We start from the raw sequence: 13,981 nt of genomic DNA on the forward strand, positions 1-13,981 counted from the left end.
TGATCGAGCGTGGATTGAAATAACGAAACAAAGATCGGGCAGGCCGTCTCAGCGCCATATTTCCTTCGTGCGGAGTGTCGGCCTCCGGAGGGTTTTTGTCTCATAGGACAGCTTTCCTATGAAATAAAAAAAGAGCCTTGAGGCGGAACTGTCATGGTCCCGCTTCAAGGCTCTTTTGAGTTTGCAGTGTTTTGTAATAAATGATAAAGCTACATCTGTGGTACCGGTGTCGGTCTGGCCGGATCGAATACGTCCGGGACGCTGAATAAGTCGCTTAAGCTGTCCGGATAGTAATACATGCGGTAGCCATCCAGATTCCGTCTCCCCTGGCGGAAATGATCCGGTCCCAGCTGCATCCAGTAAGGCGTGCTGGCATCCACGTTGCAGAAATATCGGAATCCCAGTGATTTTAAATAGGTAAAGCGTTCATTATCATCCGTATAAGGCTTCCAGGTCCCGATATCGCTGCCAAAGGGGTAGAGAATGATATCGGTAGGACCGATGAGGGATTCCACGTTCTTTTCCCATTTATCCGCATCCATCCTGAAGTGTTCCATGGAGATCGTGCCCAGGTTGCGGTGGCCCCAGCTGTGGGAAGCCAGTTCCCAGCCGTGGTCTCTCAGGCACTGAGCGACTGCGGCAGCCTGTTTGCGATCCTCCTCGTAATTGGGATTGGTGTCCTTATAAGATTCATCTGTCCGGTATCCAAGAATTCCATTGTAGCCCGTAAATGCGATTATGGCTCTTGCGCCCTTATAAGAAAATCCCGGGTGTTCTTTAATGAAGGTTTCCAGTATGGGAACGAGATCGAAATCTCCGGTGACGACGCTTCCGTCATCCTGTTCCATCTCTGTGGTGGGATAGCCGTCTTCACCGATCACCATGCGGGTGGCGAAGCCGTCTCCCTTCATATATTCATAGTAGCACACGTCATCCTGTGACATGACGAAGGCCTTTTTCCCTTCGGGAAGCATGATGTCGCCGTAGACGAACTTCGGATTGCCGTTTTCGTCTGTCGTCTCATAGGCGAGATCGTGAATCTTTACGAGGACGTAGCCCTTATCGTACATGGACTGCATCATCTTGATAAACTCGTCTTTCGTCGTCATCATCTGGTTGTATCCGCCCTCCCGGTTGTCTCCGTCGAAGGCTTTGGAGGTGTCGACGATCAGAGAGTGGAAGAACACGTGGGTGACTTCCTGGGGATTGACGCGGACCAGCCGGCTCATCTGATCTTTGTAGGCGGCGACGGCGTCTGCGGCTTCCTTCGCGGAGGCGTAGCGGCTGTCGGAGGTGATCAGGCTGATGGCGCCTTCATAATCGTACTGCAGGGCCAGGCTTTCTGCCTGTGTAAGGAGATCGATCAAACCGGTGTCCTCTGTCTCCGGTGCCGTGGTGATGATCTCCGGAGGGGATGCCTCCGCGGTGGTCTGGGTGACGGATGCCTTGACCGCCCCCAGACCCTTGCGGTGCCGGCCCAGTATAATGCCGCCCGTGACTAAGGCGGCAACCAGTAAAATTCCTATCATAATGACAATGATATTATGTAACGTGCGGCGACGCTTTTCCTGCTGACGCCGTTCACGGTATTCTTCCATATTCATGCTATTACCTCTTTTTCCAGTGTATTGAAGGAGCTTTGGGCGGCCGGATCAGACAGATGCTTCACAGAAAGTGACACACTGCTGTACCCGAAATCGTCCTGGATACCGGACACAGTACAAACTCCTGAACCAGTATACCATACTTTCAGACAGGATGAAATCGTATCAAGGGAAAATTAAGGAAAATTTTTTGGAAAAAAGTGGCATAGGACTGGAAATCCCACCCATACAATGAAACAAAGGATTTTATCAGGGGAAATTATGAAACGATTGTTAGCTATTGTTTTAAGCATGCTGCTTTTCCTCTGTCCGTCTCATGCCGCGTGGGGGCAGGAGCCGGACATTGCCGTGGCGTCGGACATGGTAATCCGGTCGGAAGAGGCGAAGACTGTAAACGCCGAGGGAGGTCCATCCATACAGGCGCCCAGCGCTCTGCTGATGGAAGCTTCTACCGGACAGGTGATATACGAAAAAGATGCGGATACGAAAAGGAGTCCCGCCAGCATTACGAAAATCATGACTCTGATCCTGATTTTTGATGCCCTGGATTCCGGAAAAATAAAAATGACCGACGAGGTGGTCACCAGCGCACATGCCAAGTCCATGGGCGGCTCCCAGGTTTTCCTGGAAGAGGGGGAGACCCAGACGGTGGAAACCATGATCAAATGCATCGTGGTGGCCTCAGGAAACGACGCTTCCGTGGCCATGGCGGAATACATAGCTGGAACAGAGGAAGAATTTGTGAAAATGATGAACGAGAGGGCGGCCGGACTTGGCATGACCAACACCCATTTTGAGGACTGCTGCGGCCTGACCGATTCGCCTACCCATGTGACGACGGCCAGAGATATCGCCCTTATGTCGAGAGAACTGATCAACAAGTATCCCCAGATCCATAATTACTCCACCATCTGGATGGAGAACATCACCCACGTGACGAAACAGGGAACGAAGGAGTTTGGTCTCTCCAACACGAATAAGCTGTTAAAAATGGCGACCAACTTCAATGTGACCGGTTTGAAGACGGGATCTACGTCTCTGGCTAAATACTGTCTGTCGGCGACCGCAGAAAAAGACGGTGTCCGCCTGATCGCTTCCATTATGGCGGCTCCTGATTACAAGGCCAGGTTTGCAGACGCCCAGACGCTGCTGAACTACGGCTACGCCAACTGCCGCCTGTACGAGGATAAGGAGATGCTGCCGCTTCCGGAGCTGGTGGTGGATAACGGCGTTGTGGACAGTGTCCCCTTAAAATACGGCGGCACCTTCTCCTATCTGAGCTTAAACGGGGAAGACCTGGCTGCCATAGAGAAGGAACTGGTACTGCCGGAATCCATAGCGGCGCCGGTGGAGGAAGGCCAGAGCGTGGGCGTGATTAAATACAGCCTGGCGGGAAAGAAGCTGGGAGAAGTTCCGGTACTCACAGCTGGAGCGGTGAAGGAAGCCGGGTTCATGGATTACTTTAAGAGAGTGCTGGCGGGATTCGCAGTTTGACAGCGCGGAACCAGAAAGAAAACGAAAAACGGGAGGAAAAGCGTCTCATGCTTTTCCTCCCGTTTTTTATTTCACAGGAAAGTTCATCCTATGAAACAAAAACCCTCCGGGGGCTGCGCATTCCGCGCTAAGGAAATATGGCCGCTGAAGCGACCGCGCTTCAGCGCGAGAGTCCGGCGGGCCGGACTCTTTATTATAGAAGACCACCAAACTGTAAGAACAGCGGAGCGAATACCAGGGACACAATGGTCATCAGCTTGATCAGGATATTGATAGATGGTCCCGACGTATCCTTGAACGGATCGCCTACCGTGTCGCCGACGACAGCCGCCTTGTGCGCGGAGCTGCCCTTTCCGCCGTGGTTGCCTGTCTCGATGTATTTCTTCGCGTTATCCCAGGCGCCTCCTGCGTTGGACATGAAGATGGCAGTGAGAACACCGGTCACCAGGGCTCCGGTCAGGAGTCCGCCCAGGGCTTCCGGCCCGAGAATCAGCCCGACGGCCAGAGGGACGAGCACGGCCATGAGGCCGGGAAGAAACATTTCGCGGAGCGCGGCAGTGGTGGAGATGGATACGCAGGAGGCGTAGTCCGGCCGGTCGGTCCCTTCCAGGATGCCCGGCTTCTCGTGGAACTGCCGGCGCACTTCCTCGATCATCTGGTGAGCAGCCTTCGACACGGATTCCATGGTCATGGAAGAGAAGAGGAAGGTGAGCATTCCGCCGATGAACAGTCCGACGATCACATGAGCATTTAAAATATCAATTGTTTTTAAATTTACCGCTTCTGCATAGGAGACGAACAAGGCCAGGGCGGTTAAGGCGGCGGAACCGATGGCAAAGCCCTTTCCGATCGCTGCCGTGGTGTTGCCGACAGAGTCCAGCTTGTCGGTGATTTCGCGGACCGAATCATCGAGACCGGCCATCTCTGCGATGCCGCCGGCGTTATCTGCGATAGGACCGTATGCGTCGATGGCGACGGTAATGCCGGTGGTGGAAAGCATGCCGACCGCTGCCAGGGCGATTCCGTAGAGGCCCATCAGGCGGAAGGAGACGAGAATGCCGATGCAGACCAGCAGGATCGGAATCGCGGTGGACTGCATACCGACGGCAATTCCGCTGATCACGGTGGTAGCGGACCCGGTCTCAGACTGTTTGGCAATCTTTTTTACAAAACGATAGTCGCCGGAGGTGTAGATCTCCGTGACGAATCCGATCATAACGCCCACAAGGAGTCCGGCGATGATGGCAAAGGCGGCGTTGAAGCTGCTGAAATATACGTAGCTTAAGAGGAAGGAGGCGGCCACGACCAGGGCTGTGGCGCTGTACTCTCCGCTCTTTAACGCGCGGTGCGGATTGGAATTGTTGCCGGCTCTCACGATCAGGGCTCCGATGATGGACGCCACGACTCCGCAGGCGGAGAGCAGCAGCGGGAAGATGACGCCCGCTTCCTGGTAGAATACGACACCCAGCGTCAGCGCTGAGATCAGGGACCCTACATACGACTCGAACAAGTCAGCCCCCATACCGGCCACGTCGCCTACGTTATCGCCTACGTTGTCTGCGATGACGGCCGGGTTCCGGGGATCATCCTCAGGAATTCCGGCTTCCACCTTGCCGACTAAATCGGCGCCCACATCGGCCGCCTTGGTGTAGATTCCGCCGCCCACACGGGCGAATAAGGCGATGGAGGAGGCGCCGAGGCTGAAGCCTGCAAGCACTTCCACATCCTTTGTAATAAGGAAAAGCGTTCCGACACCGAGAAGTCCCAGTCCGACGACGGCCATACCCATGACACTTCCGCCGGAAAACGCCACGGATAAAGCCCGGCTCATACCGGAGGTCCTTGCGGCGTTGGCGGTACGGCAGTTGGCGCGGATCGCCGCACTCATGCCAAGATAACCGGCGATGGTGGAGAAGGCGCTGCCCACCAGGAAGCAGACGGCCGTAGTCCAGCTTCTCGTACCAAAGCCGATCACGACGAAGAGGACAGCGACAAAGATGATGAGGACACGGTATTCCGAGGTCATAAATGCCCTTGCGCCTTCCGCGATCGCGTCCGCAATCTCGCGCATCCGGTCATTTCCCGGGTCCTGCTTAATCACGTGAAGACGCAGAAAGATGGCGAATAAAAGGCCGATCAGGCCGATAACGGGTACAGACAGTATCATTTTTTCCATAATAACCCTCCCAATTTTCATGATATTTGTGCAAATTGATACCTGTGTAAACCATTGTAGCAGATAAACAACGAGAATACAACAAAAAGTTTTAGATAACCTAAAAATAATTTAGAATAATTTATTCTGTGATTTAGTTGACAAACAATATTATACGATATATAATATAACCATGCTATACAAGATATAATATAGAACACAAAATAATATTATACTAAACAATAAGAGAAAGGTCGAGTGAGTATGGAGACGAAACGTTTATACCGATCAGTAAAGAATAAGGTAATTTGCGGCGTGTGCGGCGGCATCGGAGAGTATTTTAATGTGGACCCGGTTATTATAAGGCTTATATGGGTAATTCTGATGTTCTTCCAGCCATGGCGTCATATGTTCCATTCGTTTGCAGGATTTTCCCTCATCGGCGGCAGTTTAGTCGTTTATTTCATCGCGGCAGTGATTATACCGCGGGCACCCTCAGATGACGGAAGCCGTTAAAGGCCGTTCGGATCTGACTGAATGAGAAGATAGGAGTGGGAATATGGTTTTTAACACAGGTGCAGCCCTCCTTGACGCGATCGTACTGGCGGTTGTGTCAAAGGAACAGGAAGGGACTTACGGATATAAAATCACACAGGATGTGAGGAGTGTCATCGACATTTCGGAATCGACCCTTTACCCGGTGCTTCGCAGGCTTCAGAAAGAAGAGTGCCTGGAAGTCTACGATATGGCTATCGACGGCAGAAACCGCAGATATTATAAGATTACGGAAAAGGGAAGAGTACAGCTGAATTTGTACAAAGGTGAGTGGGCAGGCTACTCCCGGAAGATATCTCAAATCTTTGAGGAGGCATTAATATGAACAGGGAAGAGTTTATGAAGGAGCTGGAATATCTGCTTTCCGATATTCCGGATGAAGATAAGGCGGAGGCCATCGGCTACTACAGAGATTATCTGGAGGAAGCCGGAGATGAGAATGAGGAAGCTGCTATTAAGGAATTTGGAAGCCCGGAGCGCATCGCGGCGATTATCCGTTCCGATCTGTCCGGGCATTTGGAAGACGGCGGGGAGTTCACAGAGAAAGGGTATCAGGATGAACGGTTCCGCGACCCGAATTACCAGGTGGCGAAGCGGTATGACCTGCCGGACGCCGTGGAAGGACAGAAGACAGAGGAACATGAGGAAAAGAGAGAGAATCAGCCGAGAACCAACAGGACGGTGAAGATCATCCTGTGGATTATCTTAATCATTGTGGCGTCTCCGGTCCTGTTTGGAATCGGCGGCGGGCTGGTCGGGATGTTCGGCGGCCTCTTCGGACTGCTGGTAGCTGCTGTAGTGCTCGTGGGCGTCCTTACCGGAGTGCTGTTTATCTGTGGGATTGCACTGCTCATAGTGGGCATCGTGTCGATGGTGATTCATCCCTTAAGCGGGATACTGGTTATCGGCATTTCCGTACTGACGCTGGGATTTGCCTTTGCATGTCTGGCTTTATGCGGAGTGTTTTACGGTAAGTTTCTGCCGTTTCTGTTCCGGTCGATTGTGAACGGAATCAGTGGTTTACTCTATGGAAGGAGGAGTCGCTCATGAAGAATTTTACGAAGGCATGCCTGATAGCAGGCGGCGTCTGCATTCTGATCGGAGGTGGGATTACCACTGTGGCGGCCGCCATGGGCGGCAGACTGTCGGATGTGTCTGCTTACCATTACAGCTGGCTCGGCCGTGATATCGCCGACGGTATTACCCGTGACATCAGGTCGGGGATGGACGATCTCAGCCGCGACCTGTCGGATAGTTTCGACGACAGCTTTGACGAGCTGGGCCGCGAATTTGATGATATCGGCCGCAGCATCCATGACAGGCTGGATGATGGGGTATTAAACGAGAGTGCATTTTCTGAGATTTACGCCAGGAAGCTGGATCTGGAGGTTCGAAGAGGAAAGGCCGTTATCGTATATGATGCTCCGGCGGATAAGATTGTTGTCTCCAGTGAGGAAGATATGGCACGCTGGAATGTCTACAGCGAAGAGGATGAACTGAAGGTAACGGTTGGGTCCAAGTCCTGGGATTCCCATGATTATAAAGATACGGTGATATATATTCACGTTCCGGCAGATTACCGCTTCGAGGAGGTCGAACTGAAGGTCAAGGCCCAGAGTAACAACAAGGTCATCAACAGCGATAATGGTCCTGCCATTGTGGCGGAAGGCTTGAAGGCCGGCAAGATAGAGATCGACGCATCTGTCGGCGCAGTAAGAGTGACCGGAGCTGACACGGGAAAGCTGGAGGTTGATTCCGATGTGGGAGCCGTGCAGTTTGAAGGAAAGGTAGACGGCGATGTGGACACGGAATGTAGCGTCGGCGCTGTTAAACTCGACCTGGCCGGAGCGAAGGCAGACTTTAACTACGAGATCAAGTGCAAGGTAGGCAGCATTACCGTTGACGGCGAGGGTTTTTCCGGTCTGTCCAAGGAAAGAAAGATCAATAACGGGGCAGTCAAAAAGATGGAACTGGACTGCAACACAGGCGCGATTGAAGTTAAATTTCACTGAAAAATGGAAAACATAGAGAGAACAGAGAGGAGATTCGAAGATGGATGACAGAGAGACAAGAAGATTATATCGTTCTGATACAGATAAGATGATTTGCGGCGTATGCGGAGGAATCGGTGAGTATTTTAACGTTGACGCCACGCTGATCCGGCTCTTATGGGCGGTGCTGGCCTGTTCCGGCACGGGCGTTGTGGCCTATTTCATCGCGGCGATCATTATTCCCCGCAGATAGGAATTACGCGGATACGATTACCATTCCGGCTCCGGCTGCTTTTGCGGCCCGGAGCTTTTTTTCATTTCATAGGAACGTTCGTCCCATGAAATAAAAACCCTCCGGACTCTTTATTCTAAACTGAACCATTTTATCCCCTGGAGGCTCTTATATACAGGTGCACCAAAAACGGAAGGGAGAGAAGCGATGAACGAAACCCGTCCGAGGCGCCCTGCGAACAGGTGATCCGGCAGGAAGAAAAGGACCGGGTCTATGAGGCCGTATGCGCCCTGGACAGAAAGCAGAAGACCGTGGTCATCTTTTATTACTATCAGCAGCTGACGACGAGAGAGATCGCGGATATTCTGGGCTGTATGGAAGGAACGGTTAAATCGCGGCTTCATACGGCCAGGAAAAAACTTTCAAAGGCTCTTGAAGACTTGGGATGGCAAGAGGAGGAGAAAATATGGACGAAAAAAAACTGGAATCTCTGATTACGGAAACACTCGCTGAGAGGGCAGAGCGCCTTTCTGTATCTCCTGAAGTAAAGCAGCTTGTGAGACAGAAAATTTCTGAGGAAAAAAAGGAGAAAACGAATATGAAACATCGGATCAGCGGAAAAATAGTAATTCTCGCGGCGGCCCTGTGCCTGCTTGGAACCATGGGTGCGGTGGCGGCAGGAAGGGCAGCTGGACTTGTCAGCCATTCCGATGGGAACGATCCGGTCTATGGAAGCTACGGGGAACTGAGAAGTAATGTGAAGCAGGATCTGGGATATTCCGTAAAAACGGTGGATTCGCTGGGAGAAGGATGGGATTTCCGGAGGGCTTCCATTGGGAGCGTGCAGGCTCAGGATGAGACGGGAAATGTGATCGGCACGTATCTGAACCTGAAGGTCTGTTACGGCGCCTCTAAGAAGGAGGCGGTCAGCCTGATCGTCAGACGGCCGGGAAGCCTCGTCAGCGAAGAGGTGAGGCAGCCTGACGCGGCAGGGGAACATGAGGGAATCGAACTCCGCTATTACTGTGACAGGTACAAATTCCTTCCGGTTGGAACCGAGATATCCGAGGAAGACAGGCTGGCCGAGGAACGGGGAGAACTGTTCCTTTCCTATGGGTCCGATCAGACAGAGATAAACGATTACTATACCGTATCGTGGAAGGACGATGGAATCAGCTACTCCATCATGTCCTTGGATCGGAGCTTTACTGCAGATGAGATGTTTGCAATGGCGGCGGAAGTCATTGATGGGAAATAATCGTAGTTTCCCTGTCTGCCGCAGCGCCTGACGGTTCGGGGTTCAGCAGGACAGAAGTCTCAAAGACGCCGTCTTCATACCGGAACCGGGTGATACCGTGGTACTGGTCTGCGATGTGGCGTACAGACATGGTACCGATGCCTTCCCCGGCGTGATGGGAGGAGAGGAAGACTCCGTTCTCTTCCCGGATCTCCCCGGAGTAGGAGTTGACGACAGACAGTGTGACCATGGAGCGGCCCGCCATTCCCAGCTTCATGCGGATAAAGCGTTCCCCTTCCGTCTGCCGGAGGCATGCCTCCACGGCATTGGACAGCAAATTCCCCAGAATGGTGCAGAAGTCTACCTCAGGAACTGTCAGAAGGGAGGGAAGCTGGATCTCGATGAAGACGGTGACCCCGCTGCTGACGGCTGTGTTTTCATAATAGCTGATGATGGAATTGACCGCATGATTGTCACAGTACTGTTTCAGGGCGTAGCTGTCGGTCTGTTTTAAAAACTCTTCAATGTAGCGGAGGCATCCTTCATAGTCCCTCCGCTCAGCGTATCCCCGCATGGCCAGCAGATGGTGACGGAGATCGTGACGGGCCTTCCGTGTCCCCTCAATGTTGTCCTGCAGAAGGCTGTACTGCTTCTTCTCCATCTCTGTCAGCAGTTCGGCGGTATGAAGCTTTTCCCGCAGAACGATGTTCTGGGAGGTCTCCGACAGCAGCCGGAAGATGCAGAGCTGGCAGAAAAACATACCCGGATACCAGACCAGGGGAAACAGCAGCATGGAATTCTTATTTCCGGTCTCAATGGCGGTATAGTATGGATTGATGCCGAGCCGGTAGAGAAAGAAAAAGGACACGGGAATAATCCATAAATAGTTCCAGATATTCATGCTTTTTGTGCTGGCGATGGCCGGATGGATACACACCTTGAAGAAGTGGTAGAGTACCGGTACAAGGAGAATATAGACAGTCAGGCGGCACAAAAAACCGGTGGCGGTCTGGCTGCCGGAAAAGGAAGCTGAATGCCAGATCACACTCACCAGGTCGGAGATCATATTGGTTCCATCCAGATAGTTGCGCGCCGCAAACACCATGAAGATGGTGACGAATATACTTTCGCGAAAAAGCCAGGACAGAAATAGGATGATGACTGCCAGGCTGTAGATGGAATATAAGGTCTTAAATGAGTCTCCGCCCCCAAACAGGGGACGGAGCAGAAAGTAAGAACCGGTCGTAACAAAGAATAAAAGAACCAGAATAAAAAAGCTCCGTACGCCGTTTACCCGTAAACGGCCCCGGAAGAACAGCAGGATACAGAAAATAATCGTCAAAAGTTCAAGCCCGACGGATAAGATGGAAAAAGGGAACTCCATTATACGCCTCCGCTCAGCCGCAGAAACTGATAGTCCGCGTAGCGCTGGTGAATTTCCTGACGGTTCTTCCGCGTAATCGGCACACGCTCATCGGTATCCATGATAAAGTCATTTTTTTCTAAAGAGATCACCCGGTCCATGTTGACGATGCAGTTTCTGTAACAGCAGAGAAACTGGGGATAACAGAGAAGACAGGGTGAAAATGTCTCAAATTTCATGTAGGAACGGATCGTTCTCGTTTTGGTGTGAATCTGAATATAGTGATTAAAGTAATCTGTAAATATAATATCATCGAGCCGTATCTTAATCATGGTCCGGCTTTCCTTCACTTCTATGTACCGCGCGTGGCTGCGCATGGACCGTTCGCAGTATTTTAGCGTGTCTTTAAATTTCTCATAGGAAAAGGGCTTTACAAGATAATCAGAAACCCGCAGTTCAAATCCCCTGACTGCAAAGTCACTGCTGTTGGTAGTAAAGACCATCAGGCAGTCCGCATCGCTGTTTCTTACCTTCTCCGCGATCTCCAGTCCATTGATTCCATCTAAAAAAATGTCGATAAAAAGCAGATCATAAGCCCCCGGCCTCCAGCATTCCATAAACTGTTCACCGTTTTCAAATAGGTCGATCTGCCTGTATATGGGATTCCCTGAATAATATTCCTTAATATAGCCGGATAACTGTTCCCTCTGTGCTGAAGAGTCATCTATGACTGCAATACGCAATGTTATCACTCTCCTTCGTTCATATAGCATACCTATAAAATTATATCATATTATCGACAGACCTGCTGGAAAGATTGGGTAAAAACAGGATAAATACAGTAAACTATAGTATATTTTGGTAAAATGTGTCATTAGTACTGTCGAAAATTGACATATGGGGCCGCCGCCCCATCCTGCAAATCAGAAAACCCTCCGGTCCGGATGTTTAAGGGGTCTCATAACGGGCATACTCTCCTTAGATTCGAGAAAGGAGCAAGCCTGTAATCATGTCAAAAGGAAAAAAGAACGAACCATTCGATCCTCATAATTTAAAACCAGAGGAAATACTTAAATTCGAAATTGCCACGGAGTTAGGTCTCAGTGACAAAGTAATCAACGGCGGCTGGCGTTCCCTCACCGCGAAAGAAAGCGGCCGCATCGGCGGTCTCATTACGAAACGCAAACGCGAATTAAAACAAGAGGCTTTAGAAGAAAAGTAAGAACTGCGCGACAGCGCTTAAGGAGAGGGGAAGGGAGACCGGAGCTGACAAACAGACGGTTTCCCCTCCCCTCTCCTCAAGCTATGTGGCTAAGAATTGGCTTTGTAAGGGGAAAAGCCATAGGGGACTCCCTGTTTAAAAAAACTTGCCACCCCCCTCGCTATCCATTATAATATACGGGAAAGAGGATACAGCGATGGAAGAGAAAAAGTTGAGAAGTGGTTTTACCACGGGTACGTGTGCGGCCTGTGCGGCGAAGGCTGCCGCGGTTATGCTGCTGCAGCGGGAAGCGGTAGAGTGTGTCCAGGTGATGACGCCGGGAGGAACCCGGGCGGAGCTGTTGCTGCATGATGCGGAACGGACAGAACATTCGGCCGTGTGCGCCGTCAGAAAAGACGCGGGAGATGACCCGGATGTAACGGATAAGGCTTTGATTTATGCTTCGGTAGAGTACATAACAGACAGCGGTGACCCGGATATGTGTTACCGGAACAATCATATTTTCTTAACCGGAGGCCCTGGGGTCGGGATTGTTACGAAGCCGGGCCTTGCGTGTCCTGTGGGGCTTCATGCCATCAATCCGGTACCCAGAAAGATGATCTTTGAAGAAGTGGAGGCGGTGGCACGAAGCGCAGGCTGCGAAGGACGCCTCCTTGTCCGAATATGGATTCCGGAGGGGGAGCGTCTGGCTCTCAGCACCTTTAACCCAAAGCTAGGAATCGAGGGCGGGATCTCTGTGCTCGGAACCAGCGGGATCGTGGAGCCGATGAGTGAGGCCGCTTTAAGAGCCACCATTCAGCTGGAACTCCATATGAAGGCCGTGGCAGGGCAGCGGGAAGTGATCTTAACCCCCGGAAATTACGGGGAGAATTTTTTGAAGGAGACATTAAATCTCTCCCTGGCCCAGGGGATCCAGTGCAGCAATTTCGTACAGGATTCCGTGAAAATGGCGGCGGACGAGGGGATGAACGGTCTTCTTTTTGTCGGCCACGTCGGAAAACTGATCAAGGTGGCCGGCGGTGTCGGAAATACGCATTCGAAGTACGGGGACAGGCGTATGGGAATTATGTGGGACTGTGCCCGGATACACTGTGAGGAGATGGCGGAGAGTGACAGGAACCGGTTGAAAGACCAGGTGCTCGCATCCAATACGACGGAGGAGGCGGTAATCTGGCTGGAAAAGGCCGGAGTCCTGAAACCGGCGATGATGACTGCGGTGGAACGGATGAAGCAGTACGTAGAAGAGTGGAGCGGGAGAACCGTGTGCGCCGAGGTGGTGACATTTACGAACGGATACGGTATACTTGGTATGACTTGCGGGGCAGAGAACATGATTGAGGCATTTCGCATTCGGGAAGAAGCAAACGAAATGCAGAAAGAATAGAAGAGAGAACAAGGACAGAAGAGAAAACAAGAATAGAAGAGAAAACAAGAACAGGAGAGACAATCATGTCTGGAATTCTATACGGAATCGGAGTCGGTCCTGGAGACCCGGAATTAATGACCATAAAAGCAGCAAAGCAGATAAAGGAATGTGCGGTGATCGCCATTCCACACAGGGAAAAGGAACTGTGTACGGCTTACCAGATCGCGCGTCAGGCGGTGCCGGAGATTGAGGAGAAAGAGTGCCTCTACCTCCCCATGCCGATGACAAAGGATAAAAAAGTGCTGGATGAAAGCCATGATCTGGCGGCCAGCGCTGTGATGGAACGGCTGGACAGAGGGGAGGATGTGGGCTTCATCACACTGGGTGATGTGAGCATCTACTCGACCTGCAGCTATCTGCTGGAGCGCCTGTGGAGCAAAGGGTATGCGACGAGGCTGGAATGCGGGATTCCCTCCTTTTCAGCGGCGGCGGCCAGGCTTGGCATGCCGCTGGTGTCCGGAGCGGAGGAGCTGCATGTGATACCGGCTACGTACCAGGTGAAGGAAGCGCTTAAGCTTCCAGGCGTCAAGGTGCTTATGAAGACGGGAAAACAGATGAAGGCAGTCAAGGAAGAGATCCGCAAATGCGGGGCCAGTGCCGTTATGGTGGAAAACTGCGGCATGGCCGATGAACGGATTTTTATGTCCCTGGAGGAAATTCCGGATGAGCCGGGATATTATTCACTGTTGATTGTGAGGTAGA

General features: G+C 51.8%; 15 protein-coding genes. 11 read left to right on the forward strand and 4 right to left on the reverse strand.

The annotated features are described in order from the left end of the window. Positions 1–209: 209 nt before the first annotated feature. Positions 210–1,604 (reverse strand): polysaccharide deacetylase family protein, encoded by a 1,395-nt coding sequence (locus tag H8S75_RS02795; protein WP_187019144.1) that lies wholly within the window; start codon positions 1,602–1,604, stop codon positions 210–212. Positions 1,605–1,865: 261 nt separating this feature from the next. On the opposite strand from H8S75_RS02795, the gene H8S75_RS02800 reads away from it, so the two are divergent. After that, the gene (locus tag H8S75_RS02800; protein WP_187019146.1) at positions 1,866–3,098 is read left to right on the forward strand and encodes a D-alanyl-D-alanine carboxypeptidase family protein; all 1,233 of its coding nucleotides are present in this window, start codon (positions 1,866–1,868) and stop codon (positions 3,096–3,098) included. A gap of 193 nt (positions 3,099–3,291) precedes the next feature. On the opposite strand, the gene H8S75_RS02805 is transcribed toward H8S75_RS02800, so the two are convergent. Then, positions 3,292–5,274: a sodium-translocating pyrophosphatase gene (locus H8S75_RS02805; protein ID WP_187019148.1), complete on the reverse strand. Its 1,983-nt coding sequence runs from the start codon at positions 5,272–5,274 to the stop codon at positions 3,292–3,294. 243 nt (positions 5,275–5,517) lie between these two features. On the opposite strand from H8S75_RS02805, the gene H8S75_RS02810 reads away from it, so the two are divergent. From H8S75_RS02810 to H8S75_RS02840, 7 genes are all read left to right on the forward strand, one after another. Then, positions 5,518–5,769, forward strand: coding sequence for a PspC domain-containing protein (locus tag H8S75_RS02810; protein WP_002603475.1), 252 nt, complete (start codon positions 5,518–5,520; stop codon positions 5,767–5,769). 43 nt (positions 5,770–5,812) lie between these two features. After that, the gene (locus tag H8S75_RS02815) at positions 5,813–6,133 is read left to right on the forward strand and encodes a PadR family transcriptional regulator (protein WP_002603476.1); all 321 of its coding nucleotides are present in this window, start codon (positions 5,813–5,815) and stop codon (positions 6,131–6,133) included. Beyond that, positions 6,130–6,858: an HAAS signaling domain-containing protein gene (locus H8S75_RS02820; protein ID WP_055657104.1), complete on the forward strand. Its 729-nt coding sequence runs from the start codon at positions 6,130–6,132 to the stop codon at positions 6,856–6,858. The genes H8S75_RS02815 and H8S75_RS02820 overlap by 4 nt, the downstream gene beginning before the upstream one ends. After that, positions 6,855–7,820, forward strand: a complete 966-nt coding sequence (locus H8S75_RS02825; protein WP_187019149.1) for a DUF4097 family beta strand repeat-containing protein — start codon at positions 6,855–6,857, stop codon at positions 7,818–7,820. Before H8S75_RS02820 ends, H8S75_RS02825 begins: the two co-directional genes overlap by 4 nt. A 40-nt stretch (positions 7,821–7,860) precedes the next feature. Beyond that, positions 7,861–8,052 (forward strand): PspC domain-containing protein, encoded by a 192-nt coding sequence (locus tag H8S75_RS02830; RefSeq protein WP_002603479.1) that lies wholly within the window; start codon positions 7,861–7,863, stop codon positions 8,050–8,052. A 149-nt stretch (positions 8,053–8,201) separates the two neighbouring features. Then, positions 8,202–8,525 carry an RNA polymerase sigma factor gene (locus tag H8S75_RS02835; protein WP_349768861.1) on the forward strand — a complete coding sequence of 108 codons (324 nt, stop codon included), beginning with the start codon at positions 8,202–8,204 and terminating at the stop codon, positions 8,523–8,525. Further along, a complete protein-coding gene (locus H8S75_RS02840) occupies positions 8,498–9,289 on the forward strand; it encodes a hypothetical protein (RefSeq protein WP_187019151.1) in 792 nt (263 codons plus the stop codon). The genes H8S75_RS02835 and H8S75_RS02840 overlap by 28 nt, the downstream gene beginning before the upstream one ends. Here the strand turns inward: H8S75_RS02840 and H8S75_RS02845 are convergent. Then, complete coding sequence (locus tag H8S75_RS02845; protein WP_187019152.1) at positions 9,273–10,652, reverse strand: ATP-binding protein; 1,380 nt, start codon at positions 10,650–10,652, stop codon at positions 9,273–9,275. The genes H8S75_RS02840 and H8S75_RS02845 overlap by 17 nt on opposite strands. After that, positions 10,652–11,383 (reverse strand): LytR/AlgR family response regulator transcription factor, encoded by a 732-nt coding sequence (locus H8S75_RS02850; protein WP_490400383.1) that lies wholly within the window; start codon positions 11,381–11,383, stop codon positions 10,652–10,654. The genes H8S75_RS02845 and H8S75_RS02850 overlap by 1 nt, the downstream gene beginning before the upstream one ends. 257 nt (positions 11,384–11,640) lie before the next feature. On the opposite strand from H8S75_RS02850, the gene H8S75_RS02855 reads away from it, so the two are divergent. From H8S75_RS02855 to cobI, 3 genes are all read left to right on the forward strand, one after another. After that, positions 11,641–11,853: an alpha/beta-type small acid-soluble spore protein gene (locus H8S75_RS02855; RefSeq protein ID WP_002603484.1), complete on the forward strand. Its 213-nt coding sequence runs from the start codon at positions 11,641–11,643 to the stop codon at positions 11,851–11,853. A gap of 196 nt (positions 11,854–12,049) precedes the next feature. Further along, positions 12,050–13,237, forward strand: coding sequence for a cobalt-precorrin-5B (C(1))-methyltransferase CbiD (gene cbiD / locus H8S75_RS02860; RefSeq protein WP_187019156.1), 1,188 nt, complete (start codon positions 12,050–12,052; stop codon positions 13,235–13,237). A 65-nt stretch (positions 13,238–13,302) separates the two neighbouring features. Continuing rightward, positions 13,303–13,980 carry a precorrin-2 C(20)-methyltransferase gene (gene cobI, locus H8S75_RS02865; protein WP_187019157.1) on the forward strand — a complete coding sequence of 226 codons (678 nt, stop codon included), beginning with the start codon at positions 13,303–13,305 and terminating at the stop codon, positions 13,978–13,980. The last annotated feature ends 1 nt before the right edge of the window (position 13,981 follow it).

This window comes from Hungatella hominis, from assembly GCF_014288005.1.
In the GTDB taxonomy this organism is placed as follows: Bacteria; Bacillota; Clostridia; order Lachnospirales; family Lachnospiraceae; genus Hungatella; species Hungatella effluvii.

What these genes read in the sequence shown, in the direction of transcription:
- H8S75_RS02795 (WP_187019144.1), bottom strand. Translation starts at nt 1,604, where the DNA reads ATGAATATGGAAGAATACCGTGAACGGCGTCAGCAGGAAAAGCGTCGC.
- H8S75_RS02800 (WP_187019146.1), top strand. Translation starts at nt 1,866, where the DNA reads ATGAAACGATTGTTAGCTATTGTTTTAAGCATGCTGCTTTTCCTCTGT.
- H8S75_RS02805 (WP_187019148.1), bottom strand. Translation starts at nt 5,274, where the DNA reads ATGGAAAAAATGATACTGTCTGTACCCGTTATCGGCCTGATCGGCCTT.
- H8S75_RS02810 (WP_002603475.1), top strand. Translation starts at nt 5,518, where the DNA reads ATGGAGACGAAACGTTTATACCGATCAGTAAAGAATAAGGTAATTTGC.
- H8S75_RS02815 (WP_002603476.1), top strand. Translation starts at nt 5,813, where the DNA reads ATGGTTTTTAACACAGGTGCAGCCCTCCTTGACGCGATCGTACTGGCG.
- H8S75_RS02820 (WP_055657104.1), top strand. Translation starts at nt 6,130, where the DNA reads ATGAACAGGGAAGAGTTTATGAAGGAGCTGGAATATCTGCTTTCCGAT.
- H8S75_RS02825 (WP_187019149.1), top strand. Translation starts at nt 6,855, where the DNA reads ATGAAGAATTTTACGAAGGCATGCCTGATAGCAGGCGGCGTCTGCATT.
- H8S75_RS02830 (WP_002603479.1), top strand. Translation starts at nt 7,861, where the DNA reads ATGGATGACAGAGAGACAAGAAGATTATATCGTTCTGATACAGATAAG.
- H8S75_RS02840 (WP_187019151.1), top strand. Translation starts at nt 8,498, where the DNA reads ATGGACGAAAAAAAACTGGAATCTCTGATTACGGAAACACTCGCTGAG.
- H8S75_RS02845 (WP_187019152.1), bottom strand. Translation starts at nt 10,652, where the DNA reads ATGGAGTTCCCTTTTTCCATCTTATCCGTCGGGCTTGAACTTTTGACG.
- H8S75_RS02855 (WP_002603484.1), top strand. Translation starts at nt 11,641, where the DNA reads ATGTCAAAAGGAAAAAAGAACGAACCATTCGATCCTCATAATTTAAAA.
- cbiD (WP_187019156.1), top strand. Translation starts at nt 12,050, where the DNA reads ATGGAAGAGAAAAAGTTGAGAAGTGGTTTTACCACGGGTACGTGTGCG.
- cobI (WP_187019157.1), top strand. Translation starts at nt 13,303, where the DNA reads ATGTCTGGAATTCTATACGGAATCGGAGTCGGTCCTGGAGACCCGGAA.